Genomic DNA, 16395 nt, shown 5'->3' on the forward strand with positions numbered 1-16395 from the left:
GGTTCGTTTCTGTTGACGGTGCGTGCAGGACGGTGTGAACGCTGGCCCTTCGACACAGTTGGTGATCAAGGTGCCTGTTTTGTATAACCATATGATTTATTTTAGGAAATAGTCCCGAGTAGAACCGCCTGGTACAATTTCAAGAGGCTGTTTCATGGGCCACGCGGAAAAACTTCGTGATTGGAAATGGCCTGGGCACCTTACCACATCGGGGCTGTCCGAACGACGCGATTTCAATCCCAAGACACGCCGCTAGACGGACAGGAAAAATACTGGAGTACCCAAAATGAAAAAGATTGTTCTCACTGCCGCCGCCCTTCTGGCCATTTCCGGCAGCGCCTTCGCTGGTAGCGACCACTTTGGTTCGGACGCAGCCAATCAGCCGGCGGTCACCTCGACCGACAACTCGTACACCGCTTCGATCAAGAAGTCGGAACCGGCTACGCAGCAGCCCGCCCAGGGCTCGAACCGCAGCCTCTGGGGCAACAACTAACAGCCAACCTCCGGTGCGCGGCGGGTAAGCCTGCCGCGCCGGTGGACTTGAAATTCTGGAGTATTTGAAATGAACAAGATCCTTATTGCTGCCGCCGCCGTTCTGGCCGTCTCGGGCAGCGCTTTCGCCGGCAGCGACCACTTTGGTTCGGACGCCGCCAACCAGCCCGCGGTCACCTCGATCGACAACACGCATACCGCTTCGATCAAGAAGTCGGAACCGGTTGCGCAGCAGCCGGCGCAGGGCTCGAACCGCAGCCTCTGGGGCAACAACTAACAGCGTCTTTCCAGCAGGCGGCGGCCTTGTGCCGTCGCGCTGGACAATTCATGGAATTCAGGAGACTTGAAATGAAGAAGATCATCCTTGCTGCCGCCGCCGTTCTGGTCGTTTCGGGCAGCGCTTTCGCCGGCAGCGACAATTTTGGCTCCAATGGCGCCAACCAGCCGGCCGTGTCGTCGTCGGGCAATTCGCAGATCGACAATTCGCGCACGGGTTCGATCCGTGACAACGGCTCCCCCGTCTACAAGCTGCTCAATTCGTCGGGCGATGCGCAGCAGACGGCTCCTCAGGGCAGCGACCGGAACCTCTTCGGCCGTTGATCGCCTGCGGGCTTTGAACAGAAAAAGCGGCGGGCTTGGCCCGCCGCTTTTTTGTTTCGGGACGAGATCGTCTCAGGCCGCCTTGGCTTCGGCCTCATGCAGGGCGAACGAGCGTCCATCCGCATCGAAGATATGCAGGTCCCCGGCGTCGGCCGTCAGTCGCAATGTCGAGCCGCGCTTGACCTCGACATTGCCCGGCAGCTTGGTCACCAGCGGCAGGTCGGCGCGGCCGATGTCGACATAGACAAGCTGAACCTCGCCCAGTTGTTCGACATAGTCGACCGTCCCTTCGAACAGATAGTCCGCGCCACTGGCTATCGAGAGATCTTCCGGCCGGACGCCGAAGCTTATCGCCGCTCCCTTGGCCGAAGCCGGTGTCGCGATCGGAACGGTCGCCTTGCGGCCGCCGACATGGCTGATGACGGTCGGATTGCCTGATTTGTCGATGGTCGCCGGCAGGATGTTCATGGCCGGCGAGCCGATGAACTGGGCGACGAACAAATTGCCGGGCTTCTTGTAGAGTTCCATCGGCGTGCCAACCTGTTCGATATGGCCGTCCTTCAACACAACGATGCGGTCGGCCAGCGTCATCGCCTCGACCTGGTCGTGCGTGACGTAGATCATGGTCGTGTTGGGCATCGATTCCTTCAGCTTGGCGATCTCGATGCGGGTAGCGACGCGCAGCGCCGCGTCGAGGTTCGACAATGGCTCGTCGAACAGGAACACTTTCGGATTGCGAACGATGGCCCGTCCGATGGCCACGCGCTGACGCTGGCCGCCCGACATCGCCTTGGGCAGGCGGTCGAGATATTTGGTCAGCTGCAGGATTTCCGCCGCCTGGCGCACGCGCCGGTCGATCTCGGCCTTGTTCTCCTTGCCGATCTTCATCGAGAACGCCATGTTGTCGTAGACCGTCATGTGCGGATAGAGCGCATAGGACTGGAACACCATGGCGATGCCGCGCTTGGAAGGCGGCACGTCGTTGACCACTTCGCCGTCGATCTTGAGCTCGCCCGAAGTGATTTCCTCGAGCCCCGCGATCGAGCGCAGCAAGGTCGACTTGCCGCAGCCCGACGGACCGACGAAGACGATGAACTCGCCTGATTTGATGTCGAGGTCGATGCCGTGGAGAATGTTGAGATTGCCGTAGGACTTCTTCACTTGCCTCAGATTGACATCGGCCATTGGTTTCCTCCCAGTTTCTCGAAAATTCAGTCGATGCGCCCGAACCAGGCGCCGTAGCCGCCGAGTTCGATCGAGCCGCTGCTCGCCCGCCCGGAAAATCCGTGTCCCGGCAAAGGTTGCAGGGATCGGTTGCCAAGGTCAACCTTGGCCGCGCCGGCGCCCAGATTGAAAACGCAGACGATCTGCTCGTTGCCCGCCCGGCGCGTGAAGGCGACGGTGTCCCCCTCGCTCTCGATGAAGCTGATGTCGCCCTTGGCCAGCGCCGGATGGGCGCGGCGGAAGCTCAGGAAGCGCCGATAGTGCTCCAGCAGCGAGGCCTGGTCGCCCTGCTGCACGCTGACCGCCTGCGCCAGATGTTTTGCCGGCACCGGCAGCCAGGGCTTTGCCTGGGAGAAACCGCCATTGCTGGCCTTGCCATCCCACACCATGGGCGTGCGGCAGCCGTCCCGTCCCTTGAATTCTGGCCAGAAGCGAATGCCGTAGGGATCCTGCAGATCCTCGAAGCGCAGATCGGCCTCGCCGAGCCCCAGTTCCTCGCCCTGGTAGATGCAGACCGAACCGCGCAACGACATGAGCAGCGCCGAGATGACCTTGAGATAGGCGGTCGGGTCGGCCTCGTCGGCGGCCCAGCGCGAGGCCGGGCGCATCACGTCGTGGTTGGAGAACGCCCAGCACGACCAGCCGTCGCTGGCGACCCTGCCGAAGGCTTCCAGCACCGAACGGACCTTGCCGGCGCTGATCTTGTCCGGAGCGAGGAAGTCGAAGGAATAGCACATGTGCACGCGCTTGCCGCCAGCGGTATAGGCTGCGACCACTTCGAGGCCGCGCTGCGAATCGCCGACCTCGCCAACCGCGGCGGTCGCCGGATATTCGTCGAGCAGCGCGCGGAAGCGCTCGAGGAAGGCGAGGTTCTCCGGCCGGCTCTTGTCGTAGATATGGTCCTGGTAGTTGTAAGGATTGACCGCCGGCGCGGTCTGGTCGTTGCGTTCTTCCGGCGGCAGTGGCGGATTGTTCTCCAGCCCCTGGCTGTGGAAGTAGAAATTGATGGTGTCGAGCCGGAAGCCGTCGACGCCCCGCTCCAGCCAGAAACGCGTGATGTCGAGCAGCGCGTCCTGGACTTCACCGTTGTGGAAATTGAGGTCGGGCTGCTCGGCGAGGAAATTGTGCAGGTAATATTGCTGGCGGCTGGTGTCCCACTGCCAGGCCGAGCCGCCGAAGATCGACAGCCAGTTGTTGGGTGGCGTGCCGTCGGGCCTGGCATCGGCCCAGACATACCAGTCGGCCTTCGGGTTCTTGCGGCTGGCGCGGCTTTCCTTGAACCAGGGGTGGATGTCGGCGGTGTGCGACAGCACCTCGTCTATCATCACCTTCAGGCCCAGCCGGTGCGCCTCGGTCACCAGCGCGTCGAAATCCGCCAGCGTGCCGAACATCGGATCGACGTCGCAATAGTCCGAGACGTCATAGCCGAAATCCTTCATCGGTGATCTGAAGAAGGGCGATATCCAGATGGCGTCGGCGCCGAGCGCGGCAATGTAGGGCAGCCGCTGGATGATGCCCGTGAGGTCGCCGATGCCGTCGCCGTTGGAATCCTGGTAGCTGCGCGGATAGATCTGGTAGATCACCGCGCCCCGCCACCAGTCGCGCTCGGCGGCAAGGTCGGGGTTCGAACCAGCCTTCAAAGCGGATTGCATTGTCTCAGCCTCCTTTCACCGAGCCGGCAAGCAGCCCGCGGACGAAATAGCGCTGCAGCGAGAAGAAGACGATCAGCGGCACGATGATGGTGATGAAGGCCGATGTCGTCAGAATCTCCCAGTTGCCGCCGCGCGACCCAAGCAGCGCGTTGAGCTTGGCCGTCAGTACGATCTGATCCGGCGCCGTGCCAAGGAAAACCATCGCCACCAGAAGATCGTTCCACACCCACAGGAACTGGAAGATGGCGAAGGAGGCAAGCACCGGGAAGGACAGCGGCAGCACGATCTTGACGAAGATCTCGAAATCGCTGGCGCCGTCGATGCGCGCCGATTCCATGATCTCGCGCGGCAGCCCGGCGATGTAGCTGCGCAGCAGATAGATGGCGAAGGGCAGGCCGAAGCCTGTATGCGCCAGCCAGATGCCGAGATAGGTCTTCGACGGCACGCCGAAGAATGTGCCGACACCGTTGTAAAGCTTGAGCAGCGGGATAAGCGACATCTGCAGCGGCACCACCAGCAGGCCGATGATCACGGCGATGAGCAGGGCCCGGCCGGGAAATCGCATCCAGGCCAGCGCGTAGGCCGCGAAGGCCGCGATCAGGATCGGGATCACCGTCGCCGGGATGGTCACCGTCAGCGAATTCATGAAGGAGCGGCCGATGCCTTCGGAAAACAGCACGGTCTGGTAGTTGTCGGTGGTGAATTTCGGTGGCGCGGACGAGGCGTAATAGACACGCTGGCCGCGATCGCCCTCGAACGCCTTGGGCGAGGCAAGCACGAAACTGCCGTCGGCATTGACCTGAAGGGACACGCCGTCGCCGAGGTCGGCGGCCGTGCCGGCCGGATATTGCGTCGGCGCGGCGGCCTTGATCCCGAAGGCACTGATCGCGCGCTTGGCGCCGTCGCCGAAGACGTTGCCCTCAATGACGTATTTGCCGTCCTTCTGCGCCTGCGCGGAGGCGGGCGGTAGCCGTCCGGCTTCGGTCTGGCTGGAACTGGCAAAGGAATTCCACCAGCCCGAGGCGACGATCTGGTCCTTGTCCCGCAGCGAGGAGACCAGGATGCCGAGCGTCGGGATGGTCCAGATCGCAACGAAGACCAGGACCGCGATATGGACCCCGAAACGGCTGGCGAAAGAGTTTCCGGTCGCGACGGCCATGTCAGTGTCCTCCCGTCTCTTTGTTCGCCTGGCGGATGTTCCAGACCATGATCGGGATGACCGCGATCATGATGATGATGGCGATGGTCGCGCCACGGCCGAAGTCGCCGCCGCCGCGGAACATCCAGTCGAACATCAGGTTGGCGAGCACCTGGCTGTTCCATTGGCCGTTGGTCATGGTCAGCACGATGTCGAACACTTTCAGCACCAGGATGGTGATGGTGGTCCACACGACGGCGATCGTTCCCCATATCTGCGGCACCATGATCTTCCAGAAGATCTGGAACGGATTGGCGCCGTCGATCACCGCTGCCTCGAGTGTCTCTTCCGGAATCCCGCGCAGGGCTGACGACAGGATGACCATGGCAAAGCCGGTCTGGATCCAGATCAGGATGATCATCAGGAAGAAATTGTTCCAGAACGGCAGCGATATCCAGACCTGCGGCTGACCGCCGAAATGCTGGATTATGGCGTTGAGCAGGCCGATCTGAACCTGGCCCTCGCCGCGGTATTCGTAGATGAACTTCCAGATCACGCTGGCGCCGACGAAGGAGATCGCCAGCGGCAGGAAGATCAGGCTCTTGGCGATCGTGCCCCACCAGATCTTGTCGGTCAGCACGGCGATGATCAAGCCGAGGAAAGTGCAGGCCGCCGGCACCACGGCCAGCCACAACAAGTTGTTCAGGATGGCGTTTCGCAGATCCGGGTCGCGCAAAGCCCACTCATAGTTGGCGACGCCGACGAAGCCGGTGCCGCCGCGGTCGAAGAACGAGAGCCACAGCGTCGCGATCACCGGGTAGATCAGGTAGATGGTCAGGATGATCATCGCCGGACCGACGAAAAGCCAGGGACGGATCAATCCTTGCCGGCGCAGATTGTTGACGGCCGCCGTGCCGGAGACGCCGCGCGAGGGAAAGATCAGGTCGAGCAGTTTGTTGGCGCCCCAGAAATAGGCGACACAACCGCCGACGCCGATGATGATGACGAATATGGCCGAGAAAATCTGAGCCGCCATGGGTTCCTCTCCCCTGCGCATGACCGGCCAGGCAATGCTGGCGATCGGATGCGCCGACTTGTGAATTGTTCAAAACAATCGGAACGCGAAGGCTTCCGGCGCGGGCGCCGGTAGGACCCGGGCCGAAGCCCGGACCCGGCAGCGGGATCAGGAAGGTGCTAGAGCATGATGCCGAAAGGTGCGAAGCGGTTTTCGGACGGCACCATGCTCTACTTTCTTGATTGAGAGGCGGGTTCTGATTTCAGGTCGAACCGACCTGAAATCATCCGGCTCCAAGGCCGCCTGTCGCGACCTACTTGATGGCGTCCCAGCTCTTCTGGATTTCGGCGGCGACGTCCTGCGCGGACTTGCCGCCGACCAGATCGATCATGCCGGTCCAGAACGAGCCAGCGCCGACCTTGCCGGGCATCAGGTCGGAGCCGTCGAAGCGCACCGTCGTGGCGCCGACCAGGATCTCGCCCTGCTTCTTCAGCGCATCGCTGCCATAGGCGTCCTTGTTGGCCGACTTGAACGGAGTGACGAAGCTCTTCTGCGCCATCCACAGTTCATGCGCGAGCGGCATCTGCAGGAACTTGATGAACTCGCGGGACGCCTTGGAGTCCTTGGTGATCATCACCAGGGTTCCGGCGACTTCCAGCGGCGTGCCGAGTTCCGGCTTGGAGGCGTAGGGCGGGAAGGGGAAGAAGTCCGCATCCTGGCCGAGCTTCACGTTTTCCGGAAAGAAGGAGGGAATGAACGATGCCTGGTGGTGCATGTAGCATTTGGGCGGCACGGTGAAGAGGCCCTTCGGGCTGTCGCGGAAGTCGGTCGCCGCCACCGCCTTGGCGCCGCCGTCCACCATCTTGTCGTCAGTCGCGATCTTGCCGAAGATGTCGATGGCGTTGACCACGGCCGGATCGGTGAAGGGGATCTCGTTCTTCACCCATTTGTCGTAGACTTCCGGCGGCTGCGTGCGCAGCATGATGTCCTCGACCCAGTCGGTCGCCGGCCAGCCGGTGGCGCCGCCCGAACCCAGGCCGATGCACCAGGGCTTGCCGCCGTCGGCGATGATCTTCTTCTCGAGCTCGGCAAGCTCTTCCTGGGTCTTCGGCACCTTGTAGCCGGCTTCCTCGAAATTGTCGGGGGAGTACCAGACCAGGCCCTTCACGTCGATCTTGTAGGGGAAGGCGTAGAAGGCGGATTTCCCGTCCTTGCCCGTATAGGTGCCGAGCTTGGCCCAGGAGTCGCCGGCGGCGTAGTTTTCCTTGATCCAGGCGGCCACGTCGTCGCCCAGCGGCGTCAGCACGCCCTTGGAAGCCAGATCCTGGATAAGGCCCGGCTGCGGCAGGACGGCGATGTTGGGGGGGCTGCCGGCCTGGGTGTCGATGACGATCTGCTGTTCGTAATTCTCTGACGAGGAATATTTGACCTCGGCGCCTGTTGCCTCGGCGAAATAATCGAGCACCGAGCGCACGAGCGTCTCGTCCTCGCCGCGCCACGGTCCGAAGATCGACAGCGTCTCGCCCTTGAGGTCGACCTTCTTCAGGTCTTCGAAATTTGCCCAGTGAAATTTCGCATCCTCGCCGGGCTTGAACTTCAGTTCGGCCTGCGCGGGCGCGCTAAGGGCGAGCGCGGAAAACGCAACACCCAGCAAAAGCATTTTCTTCATCGGTATTCCCTCCCAGTGGGTCACATGCACCGGACGGAACCTCCATTCCGCCCGCCGACGCCGCAGGACTGTGACTCACTCGCAAGGGAACCGCAACCTTTCGAAGAGTCTTCCAAAGCGCTTTGGCTCTCGGGATCACGCCATTGAATCGGTCAGGAGTCAAGAGGCATCGGTAAACTAATCGATTTAACTTCGAGCGCGGCGGCGCTCGATACTGCGTTGCAGCATGCTTTTTTGAAGCTTTAACGGCAATTTTCGTTTCAAATTCGAGCCCGGCACGCCTATGCTCATCTTCCTGCAGTCACAACCCTTGCAACGCTTGGGTCGATTCAATTTAAAAGCGCTTTGAGGCAGGGAGGCCTCTCGTGAACCTCAAGCAGCTCGCGCACATGCTGGCGCTCTCGCAGACCACGGTAAGCCGGGCGCTGAACGGCTACCCGGAGGTCAACGAGGAGACGCGCAGGCGCGTCATGGACGCCGCCAAGCGCCACGGCTATCGCCCGAATCCGAGCGCGCGCCGGCTGGCCACCGGCAAGTCCGGCATGATCGGCTATGTGCTGCCGACCGGCACTGCCGTCGACATCGACCCGCACTTCGTGGAGTTTCTGTCCGGCCTGGGCGACTATGCCCGCTCGCACGAACTCGATCTCGTGCTGTCGCCGGCCGACGCCGACGACCAGGAGACCACCTACCGGCGCATCGTCGCCAACCGGCAGGTCGATGCCGTCTATATTTCCTCGCCCAGGCCCAGCGACAGCCGGGTGGCTCTGGTCAGCACGCTCAAAATTCCCTTCATCGTCCATGGCCGCAGCGAGGGGTTCGATTTCGGCTATCCCTATCTCGACATCGACAATGAGGGCGCCTTCCACGAGGCCGCGCGGCTGCTGGTCCAGCTCGGCCATAGGCGGCTGGCGCTCATCAATGGAGACGACCGCGAGACCTTCGCCATCCATCGCGAACGTGGCGTCCGCCGCGCGCTCGCGGCGAGCGGGCTGACCTTGGGCGAACGCCATGTCTGCTCCCTCGTCATGACCGAGGAGAACGGCTATCGCGCCGCCAGGCGCCTGCTGGAGGCAAGCGACGCCCCCACGGCAATTGCCTGCTCCAGCCTGATCATGGCGCTGGGCGTGGTGCGCGCGGTACGCGATCTCGGCCTCAGCATTCCCGGCGACGTATCGCTGATCGCCCATGACGACGTCTTTCCCTGGCTGAAGCCCGAGAACTTTTCCGTGCCGCTGTCGACGACACGCTCGTCCATCCGGCTTGCCGGAGCACGGGTAGCCGAGCGGCTCGCGGCGCGCATATCAGGGCTGGAAGAGGGCGCGCGCGGCGAGGTCTGGCCGGTCGACCTTGTGGTGAGGGGCTCGGTGGCGGGAGCCCCCGCCTGAACTGCAAGAAATCCTGACTCACAGGGCGGCTTTGGTATCCGTAGCAAAAGCAATGAAGCCGATGGTGGGGCCGGAAGAGGGCGCGGACGGCAGAGTTCCCAGCCTTGGCCCGGACCTGTTAACGCCGCTTTAGCCTGCCTGTCACAACATGAGCGGATGAACACCGATCAGTCCGGCACGGTTTTCGGACGACGCGGGCGCGAGCACCGCGCCCCCTCTGCCGCGGTTCAGCGTCCCGCGAGAGCCGCGCGCCCTGTCGGCCATATCGTGTTTCTGGTTGGCTTGACGGGCCTTTTGCTGGCCGTCGCTGTCGCAATCTTCTGGACATTGCCAGGCATCGAAACGGCAAATAGGGAAGCCGCACGGACAGAACGGAAAGTGGTCGAAATCGTCAATCAGCCGATTACCCATCTGCACCGCTCCGGGTCATTCACGGTGTTTTCGCCAGGCTGGTTTCATCCGGGCGCGACGAAGCCGGACTTCGACAATGTTGATATCCGCGCCACACAGGAGCTCCCTTATGAGGGGCATGTCACTTCAGATCTGAACCCCACCGAAATGTTCAACGGAAGCGACCTCGAATTCAACGCGATGACCAAATATTTCTACACCGACCGAACGCTGCCCAAGAAGCGGTTGTCCGGCCCGGAAATGGTCGAGATCAACGGCCTCTACCGCGTCATCGGCCATGATGAGCAGGCGGTGCTGATGCGATGGCTTGTCATAATTGGATTGGTTGTCGTCGGGGTTTGTCTTGCATCCGCCTTGCTTCTGCAAATCGGCCGACCCCGGCAGCTCCCAGCGGCTTGATAGGCAGCGTACGCCGGATCCAGAGATCGACGATGATGTGCCTGACCACCCTTTGCCAGCCTTGCTCGCAGCGAGAAAATCAGTTTTGATTGATGGAGCGGGCCTTGGCTGAGGAACGGAGAGCCGACATGGAGGGCGCGGATCGTTGGCTGGTTCATAGCCAGATGTCCGATCCGGGACGGCACGTCGGTGCGATCGCGACCCTGCCGGCAGGCGTCGGACCCCTCAACCAGATCATCCAGGGCTTGCTGGTGCATGCCGACTGGGCAAGAGAGTACGGCCTCGATGAGGCGACGCTCCATCCAACGGCACGCAGAACGTTGCCCATCGGCGAGCGGCTGGATGATGTCCTGAAGCGGGATCCACGGCCTCTTGAGGTCCAGCGGCCGGCTGACAAGCGATCCACCGGCACCTGCCGCGATTTCGCGCTCGCACTCTGCTCCTTCTTGCGTTGCAGGGGCGTTCCAGCCCGCGTGCGATGCGGCTTCGCCGCCTATTTTGGCAGCGAATGGGAAGACCACTGGGTTTGCGAATACTGGGATTCCATGACCGGCACATGGCGCCTCAGCGATGCCCAGATCGATCACATGCTACGGCAAAGGAACCGCATTGAATTTGATTCCGCCGATGTGCCGCGTCGGTTCTTCGTGCCGGCGGGAGAAGCCTGGCTGATGTGCCGCCGGGCGGAGGCCGATCCGGGTGCATTCGGCCACGGTAGCGTCGTCGGCTGGTGGTTCCTGAAGATCAACGTGCTGCGCGACCACTATGTGCTGAATGGTCGCGAGACCTCGAATTGGGATCGCTGGCGCGAGGCGCCGCAACACAAACGATCGGCTCCAGACGACAAAATGCAGTTGCTTGATAGTCTGGCCGCACGCCCGGATCAGCCGCTGATCGAGGTTATGCCAGACTGGTTGGAACGGTGATCCGCCAACGCGGCGTCACTGCTTCGCCGCTTCCGCCGCCTTCACGTCCAGCAGCCCATAACCGAAATCGCTGTCGCGGCCGTGTCCGCCGAGATCCCTGGCGGTTTTGGCGAGTGCGGTCTCGATGTCATCGGCCGTACGCTCCGGAGCGGCATGGATGAGGTTGGCGATGGCGCCGCTGACGATGGCCGCCGCGAACGAGGTGCCGGTCACCACATCCGAGCCCGCGCCGCTCGGCGCTATCATCTCCACGCCCGGAGCCGAAATGAACACATAGGGTCCGCGATTGGCCTGCGGCATCAACTGGTCCTTGGCGTCGGTGGCCGTCACCGCGATGACGCCGTCGAAGGCGGCCGGGTAGCCATAGGGCGCTTTCGGCCCATTGTTGCCGGCGGCGGCGACCAGCACGATGCCCAGCGCACGCGCATTGCGGCAGGCGGCGCCGAGCAGGTCGTTCTTCGGCCCGACAAAGCTCATGTTGATGATGCGCACATCCTGGCTCGCCGCCCAGTCCAGCGCCGACAGGATGACGTCCATGGTCGACTTGCCGCCCTCGAAGGCGCGGGCGTGATAGATTCTCGCGCCCGGCGCCATGCCTTCCAGCGCGCCGACGCCGGCGATCAGCCCGTCGACGGAGGTGCCGTGGTCGCGCTTTTCGACCGGCACGTCGGGCATGGCGTCGAACTGCCCGGCGATAACGCCGGCCAGTGCCGGATTGGTGTCGTCTATGCCGGTATCGATGACGGCGACGCGCACATTCTCGCCGCTCGCCTGCTTGGGATCGAGGACGATGCGGTCGAAGGCATAGTTGACGATGCCTGCGGCCTGCTGCAGCGAATAGATATGGTTGGGTTCGCGCCGCTGGGTGCGGCCGTCGGCGGCAAGCTGGGCCAGCACGACGCCGACGGGACGGCCGTCTGGAATGCCGAACCGCACCAGCGTGGTGCCAAGCAGCCGCGATTGCCGCTGCGAGCGCACTTCGAGCCCGAAGGAAGCCGCGATCTGCTGCACCGCGCCGGCATCGCCATCGACCGTCACCAGAACCTCGTCGGGGACGAATTCGCCGCTGACGGCGCGCGGCGGCTGAACGGCGATGAGATCGCTCGGCGACACGATCGGGCCACCGGCCGAGGTTCCAGGTTGCGTGTCCGCGGGCGCCGCCGGCGACGTGCCGCCGCCCGTATCCTGGCGTGGAGCGGGTGTCGGCACCGGCACCGGACTTTCGGCCGGATTGGGAAACAGGTCGACGATCAGCGCCGGGAGAAAGACGGCGCCGGGCTGCGCTGCCCCTGAACCGGAACCTGTGCCGCCGCCATTGTCCTTGGCGCAGTCGGGCGCCTTGGCGTTGGCCGGATTGCGGCAGTCGATGTTGGTTCGGTCGGCATTGGAATCATTGGTCTGCGCCGACGCGGGCACGGCGGCGATTGTCATCGCCGCCGCAAGGACCGCCGCAAATCGAATGACCGCCTCAGCCGCCATCAGCCGGTTTCCTTCCCTCCATCACAGTCTCGCTGAAAGGCTGGGCGGCAATAAGGCCGAGTTGTTTGGCGTAATCTGCCGCGTTGGCGGCGGGAACGCCGAGCCGGAACACGCCGTCGGCGGTCGGCCCGCCGATGATCTTCAGCCCATTGCCGCCGAGGAAGGCGGAAATATCGGACATCTTCGCGTCCGGTTTGAATTTCACCAGCGCGAAGGGCATCTTCGCCAGATCGTCTTCGGTGCCGGCGATCTCGAAATCCTTGCCCTTGCCGCCCGGCTGCACCAGGGACTGCACCATGACCAGCGCCAGCAGGACAGCTGCCGCCGCCCAGGCGACGCCGACAGGCACCGCCATGAAGCGGGCCCAGGCCTGGGCAAGGAAGGACGAGCCAGCCGGCTTGCGGACCGGTCCGGCCTCCGCTTCGAGCGCCTTGGCGAAGCGGCTCAGCGCGTCCGCTGGCGGCCGGATCGCCTCATTGGCGGCCGACGTGCCGGAGAATTCCGCTTCAGCCTCGCCGAGCGCGGCAAGGGCTGCCGGGTCGCTGGCCAGCCATTCCTCGACGGCCTCCAGTTCCGAACCTTCGAGCGAGCCGTTCAGGTAGAACGGCAGCAGCGTTTCCATTTCGTCGCGGCGCGACATCTTTTCAGCGGCGCTCATGGCCACCCCCTGTCGTAACCGGCGGCCTTGAGGGCCTCGCCGAGTTTCTTGCGGGCGTAGAACATTCTTGTCTTCACGGTGGCGACCGGTATGTCGAGCACCTCGCCGATCTCGGTCACCGACTGTCCCTGGTAGTAGGCAAGGTCGATCACCGTGCGGTGCTCCTCGGGCAGGGCGTCGATCAGCCGGCGCAGGGCGGCGGCCTTGTCCTCCTTCATGGTGACGACTTCCGGCGTGTCGGCGCCGTCGGGTACGGCGGCGGCGGCCTCGTCGTCGATCCAGTCTTCCTTCTTCTTGCGCAGCAACGACAGCGCCTTGAAGCGGGCGATGCCGAGCAGCCATGTCGAGACTTCGGAGCGCCCTTCGAAGCCGGGCGCCTGGCGCCACAGTTCGAGAAACACCTCGTTCGCGATATCGTCAGCCATCATTTCCGATCCCGTCTGGCGCGCCACGAAGCGGTAGACCCGCGCGTGGTGGCGCATGAACAGGAGCCGAACGGCGGCCCGGTCGCCCTTCGCGACCCGGTCGACCAGCGCACGATCGGTTTCCGTCGCCGCCGTCATGGCCGGTCGAGCCGCCTGGCTCCTGCCTGCTCTGTCGCTGATCGGTCCAAAAAGGTTCATCCTCCGCCAAGGAATTTTCGGAGGCTAACTGAAGAAAGGAGAGGTTGCCAGAGTGTCGCCCTTCTCCCCGTCACTATACGGGGAGAAGGTGCCGGCAGGCGGATGAGGGGCGGCGCCGGCATTGGGCTATCTCTGGCGTCAGCGCTGCCCCTCACCCTTACCCTCTCCCCGTATAGGGACGGGGAGAGGGGGCGCCAACGTCGCGCTCAATCCAGAAACGGCTTCGCCTGCATCGTCGGGGGCACAGCCACCCCGAGCCGGCTCAGCACCGTGGGCGCCAACTGCAACTGGTCGAGCAGCGTACCTGCTTCCGGTCCCTTGCCGGATCCGAAATAATACAGCGCGAAATCCTGCATCTCGTCGTCATGGCCGCCATGGTGACCACGGTCGGTCTGGCCGTGGTCGGCGGTGACCATCACCTCGTAGCCGGCCTCGATCCAGCCCGGCAGGAAGGCCGCCAGCATGCCGTCCATGGCGTAAACGGCATGGTCCATCTCGTGGCAGTCGTGGCCGAAGCGATGGCCCATCGAATCCAGCGTGCAGGTGTGCAGGATGCCGTAGTCGATGCCGTGGCGCCTGGTCAGCATGGTCAGCGTCGCGAACAGGTCGACGTCGCTCGGCGTCATCTGGTTGCGGGCATTGTAGCCGGTCATGGTGTGGAAGCGGCCGTGCGTGATCGGCCCGCCCGGCTCGTCATATTCCATGTCCTCGACCAGGTCGAAAGGATAGGAGCGGAAGAATTCCGACCAGTAGGAATGTGTCACCGCGCCGGTCTTGCCGCCGGCCTTGCTGACCTCGGAAAAGATGTCGGGCTGTCTGACCCGGAAGCGGTTCTCGTTGGACAGGATGCCATGTACCTGCGGCGACACGCCGGTATGGATCGAGGCATAACAGCAGGCCGAGGTCGACGGCAGCACCGAGCGCATCTTCCACACCCGCGCCTCGCCCGATTGCACCCAGCCTTCGAGATTGCCCATCAGCCGACGCCAGTTCCGGTAGGGAACGCCATCGAGGATTATCAGCAAAAGCTTGGATTGGAGCGCCATGGGCTGGTTCCCGAGATTGTCCGTTTAAACAACAGCGCCGCGTGTCGCATGGACACGCGGCGCTTGTCAGCCTCAGTTGGATGTCAGGCGTTCAGCCAGCATTCGCCGAGTGCGTATCCATCCATCATTTCGCCGATCGGGTTCTTGACCCAGCCGCTGATCTTGTTGGTCGCAGCCGCGTCGATGAACTGGTTGAAGAAGGGCACGATCAGGCCGCCTTCGTCGCGCATCATGACCGCCATGTCGTGGTAGATCGCCTTGCGCTTGTCCTGGTCGAGCTCGCCGCGCGCGGTGAACAGCATCTTGTCGAATTCCGGCCGCTTGAAGCGCGTGTCGTTCCAGTCGGCGGTCGAGACGTAACCGGTGGAATACATCTGGTCCTGCGTGGCGCGGCCGCCCCAATAGGAGAGCGAGAAGGGCTGCTTGTTCCAGACTTCCGACCAATAGCCGTCGCCAGGCTCGCGCTTGATCTCGATCTTGATACCGGCCTTGGCTGCACTCTGCTGGTAGAGCTGGGCGGCATCGACCGCGCCGGGGAAGGCGACATCGGAGGTACGCAGCAGGATCGAGCCGCTATGGCCGGACTTCTTGTAGAGCGCGGCGGCCTTTTCCGGATCGAATTTGCGCTGCTCGATGGCGGTAAACAGCGGATAGGCTTCGTTGATCGGGAAGTCGTTGCCGACCGAGCCGTAGCCGCGCAGGATTTTCTCCAGCATCTCGTCACGATCCATGGCGAGCTTGAGCGCCATGCGCAGATCGCCGCTGTCGAAGGGCGCGGTGTCGCAGAACATGTTGAACGGGTAGTAGCCCTTGCCCGAAACGTTCTCGATGCTGACGCCGGGGATGCGCTTGACCAGGTCGACCACCTTCGGTTCGACGCGGTTGATCATGTGGACCTGGCCACCTTGCAGGGCGGCGAGACGCGCCGTCGCGTCGTTGATGACGACGATTTCGACCTGGTCGGCATGGCCGGCCTTGTCGCCCTGCCAGTAGTTGGCAAAGCGTTCGCCGCCATGACGTACGCCCGGCTGGTTGACGGTGACCTTGTAGGGGCCGGCGCTGATGCCGGCATTGGGGTTGTCCTTGCCGCCATTCGGCTGGATGACGAGATGGTAGTCCGCCATCAGATAGGGGAAGTCGGCATCCGCGTCGCCCAGCGTGACGATCACTTCCTTGCCGCTCGCCTTGACGCCCTTGATGTTCTTGAGGATGCCGAGCGCGCCCGACTTCGACTTCTCGTCGGCATGGCGCTCGATGGTGGCGGCGACGTCTTCGGCGTTGACCGTCTTGCCATTGTGGAATTCGATGCCGTCACGGACCTTGATGGTCCATGTCTTGGCGTCCTTGGAAGCGCCGATATCCTCGGCGATCAGGTTGACCAGCTTGTTGTCCGGGCTCAGCCGGACAAGATACTCGCCCCACTGCTTGCTGAAACTGTAGGTGACCTGGCTGAGGTTGAGCGCCGGGTCGAGGCTGTTGGTCGATTCGCCGCCCTGCAGGCCGGCCTTGAGGATGCCGCCCTTGACCGGCGTCTGCGCGAAGGCTTTCCCGGCCAGGGTCGTCGCCAGCGCGGCGGATACACCAAGAGCCGCGGTGCGGCCAAGGAAGTCGCGACGCGAGATCCGGCCCTTGCCGGCGAGTTCAGCGAGATGGTCGAGTTCAGTCTTCATGTCCT

Annotated in this window: 16 protein-coding genes; 6 read left to right on the forward strand and 10 right to left on the reverse strand. The window is 63.2% G+C overall.

Translation table 11 applies throughout. The annotated features are described in order from the left end of the window. The first annotated feature begins 286 nt into the window (after positions 1-286). The 3 genes from FFS37_RS00665 (at position 287) to FFS37_RS00675 (ending at position 1092) form a co-directional block, all read left to right on the forward strand. Positions 287-493 (forward strand): DUF680 domain-containing protein, encoded by a 207-nt coding sequence (locus FFS37_RS00665; protein ID WP_137929004.1) that lies wholly within the window; start codon positions 287-289, stop codon positions 491-493. Positions 494-562: 69 nt separating this feature from the next. After that, complete coding sequence (locus FFS37_RS00670; RefSeq protein ID WP_137929005.1) at positions 563-769, forward strand: DUF680 domain-containing protein; 207 nt, start codon at positions 563-565, stop codon at positions 767-769. Positions 770-840: 71 nt separating this feature from the next. After that, the gene (locus FFS37_RS00675) at positions 841-1092 is read left to right on the forward strand and encodes a DUF680 domain-containing protein (RefSeq protein ID WP_137929006.1); all 252 of its coding nucleotides are present in this window, start codon (positions 841-843) and stop codon (positions 1090-1092) included. Positions 1093-1164: 72 nt separating this feature from the next. Here FFS37_RS00675 and FFS37_RS00680 read toward each other — a convergent pair whose 3' ends face one another. From FFS37_RS00680 to FFS37_RS00700, 5 genes are all read right to left on the reverse strand, one after another. Beyond that, on the reverse strand, positions 1165-2277 hold the full coding sequence (locus tag FFS37_RS00680) for an ABC transporter ATP-binding protein (RefSeq protein WP_137929007.1): 1113 nt from the start codon (positions 2275-2277) through the stop codon (positions 1165-1167). A 26-nt stretch (positions 2278-2303) separates the two neighbouring features. After that, positions 2304-3968 (reverse strand): beta-galactosidase BglA, encoded by a 1665-nt coding sequence (bglA, locus tag FFS37_RS00685; protein WP_137929008.1) that lies wholly within the window; start codon positions 3966-3968, stop codon positions 2304-2306. A 4-nt stretch (positions 3969-3972) separates the two neighbouring features. Continuing rightward, on the reverse strand, positions 3973-5127 hold the full coding sequence (locus FFS37_RS00690; protein ID WP_137929009.1) for a carbohydrate ABC transporter permease: 1155 nt from the start codon (positions 5125-5127) through the stop codon (positions 3973-3975). Between the two features lies 1 nt (position 5128). Continuing rightward, complete coding sequence (locus FFS37_RS00695) at positions 5129-6142, reverse strand: carbohydrate ABC transporter permease (RefSeq protein WP_137929010.1); 1014 nt, start codon at positions 6140-6142, stop codon at positions 5129-5131. Positions 6143-6434: 292 nt separating this feature from the next. Beyond that, complete coding sequence (locus tag FFS37_RS00700; protein WP_137929011.1) at positions 6435-7790, reverse strand: ABC transporter substrate-binding protein; 1356 nt, start codon at positions 7788-7790, stop codon at positions 6435-6437. Positions 7791-8155: 365 nt separating this feature from the next. Here FFS37_RS00700 and FFS37_RS00705 point away from each other — a divergent pair, with 365 nt between their 5' ends. The 3 genes from FFS37_RS00705 (at position 8156) to FFS37_RS00715 (ending at position 10914) form a co-directional block, all read left to right on the forward strand. Beyond that, a complete protein-coding gene (locus tag FFS37_RS00705) occupies positions 8156-9178 on the forward strand; it encodes a substrate-binding domain-containing protein (protein ID WP_137929012.1) in 1023 nt (340 codons plus the stop codon). A gap of 156 nt (positions 9179-9334) precedes the next feature. Further along, positions 9335-9988 (forward strand): hypothetical protein, encoded by a 654-nt coding sequence (locus FFS37_RS00710; RefSeq protein ID WP_137929013.1) that lies wholly within the window; start codon positions 9335-9337, stop codon positions 9986-9988. A gap of 128 nt (positions 9989-10116) precedes the next feature. Continuing rightward, on the forward strand, positions 10117-10914 hold the full coding sequence (locus FFS37_RS00715) for a transglutaminase domain-containing protein (protein WP_137929014.1): 798 nt from the start codon (positions 10117-10119) through the stop codon (positions 10912-10914). A gap of 15 nt (positions 10915-10929) precedes the next feature. Here the strand turns inward: FFS37_RS00715 and FFS37_RS00720 are convergent, their stop codons facing one another. The 5 genes from FFS37_RS00720 to FFS37_RS00740 form a co-directional block, all read right to left on the reverse strand. After that, positions 10930-12393 (reverse strand): S8 family serine peptidase, encoded by a 1464-nt coding sequence (locus tag FFS37_RS00720; RefSeq protein ID WP_137929015.1) that lies wholly within the window; start codon positions 12391-12393, stop codon positions 10930-10932. Beyond that, complete coding sequence (locus tag FFS37_RS00725) at positions 12383-13051, reverse strand: anti-sigma factor (RefSeq protein WP_137929016.1); 669 nt, start codon at positions 13049-13051, stop codon at positions 12383-12385. Before FFS37_RS00725 ends, FFS37_RS00720 begins: the two co-directional genes overlap by 11 nt. Next, positions 13048-13614, reverse strand: coding sequence for a sigma-70 family RNA polymerase sigma factor (locus tag FFS37_RS00730; RefSeq protein ID WP_137929017.1), 567 nt, complete (start codon positions 13612-13614; stop codon positions 13048-13050). Before FFS37_RS00730 ends, FFS37_RS00725 begins: the two co-directional genes overlap by 4 nt. A 266-nt stretch (positions 13615-13880) precedes the next feature. Then, positions 13881-14720 (reverse strand): alkaline phosphatase family protein, encoded by an 840-nt coding sequence (locus FFS37_RS00735; protein ID WP_137929018.1) that lies wholly within the window; start codon positions 14718-14720, stop codon positions 13881-13883. A gap of 83 nt (positions 14721-14803) precedes the next feature. After that, a complete protein-coding gene (locus FFS37_RS00740) occupies positions 14804-16390 on the reverse strand; it encodes an ABC transporter substrate-binding protein (RefSeq protein ID WP_137929019.1) in 1587 nt (528 codons plus the stop codon). Positions 16391-16395: the final 5 nt, after the last annotated feature.

The sequence above is a fragment of the Mesorhizobium comanense genome (assembly GCF_005503535.1).
GTDB classification, from domain to species: Bacteria; Pseudomonadota; Alphaproteobacteria; order Rhizobiales; family Rhizobiaceae; genus Mesorhizobium; species Mesorhizobium comanense.

Coding starts and splice junctions, on each gene's coding strand:
- FFS37_RS00690 (WP_137929009.1), bottom strand. CDS start 5,127: ATGGCCGTCGCGACCGGAAACTCTTTCGCCAGCCGTTTCGGGGTCCAT.
- FFS37_RS00695 (WP_137929010.1), bottom strand. CDS start 6,142: ATGGCGGCTCAGATTTTCTCGGCCATATTCGTCATCATCATCGGCGTC.
- FFS37_RS00715 (WP_137929014.1), top strand. CDS start 10,117: ATGGAGGGCGCGGATCGTTGGCTGGTTCATAGCCAGATGTCCGATCCG.
- FFS37_RS00735 (WP_137929018.1), bottom strand. CDS start 14,720: ATGGCGCTCCAATCCAAGCTTTTGCTGATAATCCTCGATGGCGTTCCC.
- FFS37_RS00730 (WP_137929017.1), bottom strand. CDS start 13,614: ATGACGGCGGCGACGGAAACCGATCGTGCGCTGGTCGACCGGGTCGCG.
- FFS37_RS00665 (WP_137929004.1), top strand. CDS start 287: ATGAAAAAGATTGTTCTCACTGCCGCCGCCCTTCTGGCCATTTCCGGC.
- FFS37_RS00740 (WP_137929019.1), bottom strand. CDS start 16,390: ATGAAGACTGAACTCGACCATCTCGCTGAACTCGCCGGCAAGGGCCGG.
- FFS37_RS00675 (WP_137929006.1), top strand. CDS start 841: ATGAAGAAGATCATCCTTGCTGCCGCCGCCGTTCTGGTCGTTTCGGGC.
- bglA (WP_137929008.1), bottom strand. CDS start 3,968: ATGCAATCCGCTTTGAAGGCTGGTTCGAACCCCGACCTTGCCGCCGAG.
- FFS37_RS00670 (WP_137929005.1), top strand. CDS start 563: ATGAACAAGATCCTTATTGCTGCCGCCGCCGTTCTGGCCGTCTCGGGC.
- FFS37_RS00725 (WP_137929016.1), bottom strand. CDS start 13,051: ATGAGCGCCGCTGAAAAGATGTCGCGCCGCGACGAAATGGAAACGCTG.
- FFS37_RS00680 (WP_137929007.1), bottom strand. CDS start 2,277: ATGGCCGATGTCAATCTGAGGCAAGTGAAGAAGTCCTACGGCAATCTC.
- FFS37_RS00710 (WP_137929013.1), top strand. CDS start 9,335: ATGAACACCGATCAGTCCGGCACGGTTTTCGGACGACGCGGGCGCGAG.
- FFS37_RS00720 (WP_137929015.1), bottom strand. CDS start 12,393: ATGGCGGCTGAGGCGGTCATTCGATTTGCGGCGGTCCTTGCGGCGGCG.
- FFS37_RS00700 (WP_137929011.1), bottom strand. CDS start 7,790: ATGAAGAAAATGCTTTTGCTGGGTGTTGCGTTTTCCGCGCTCGCCCTT.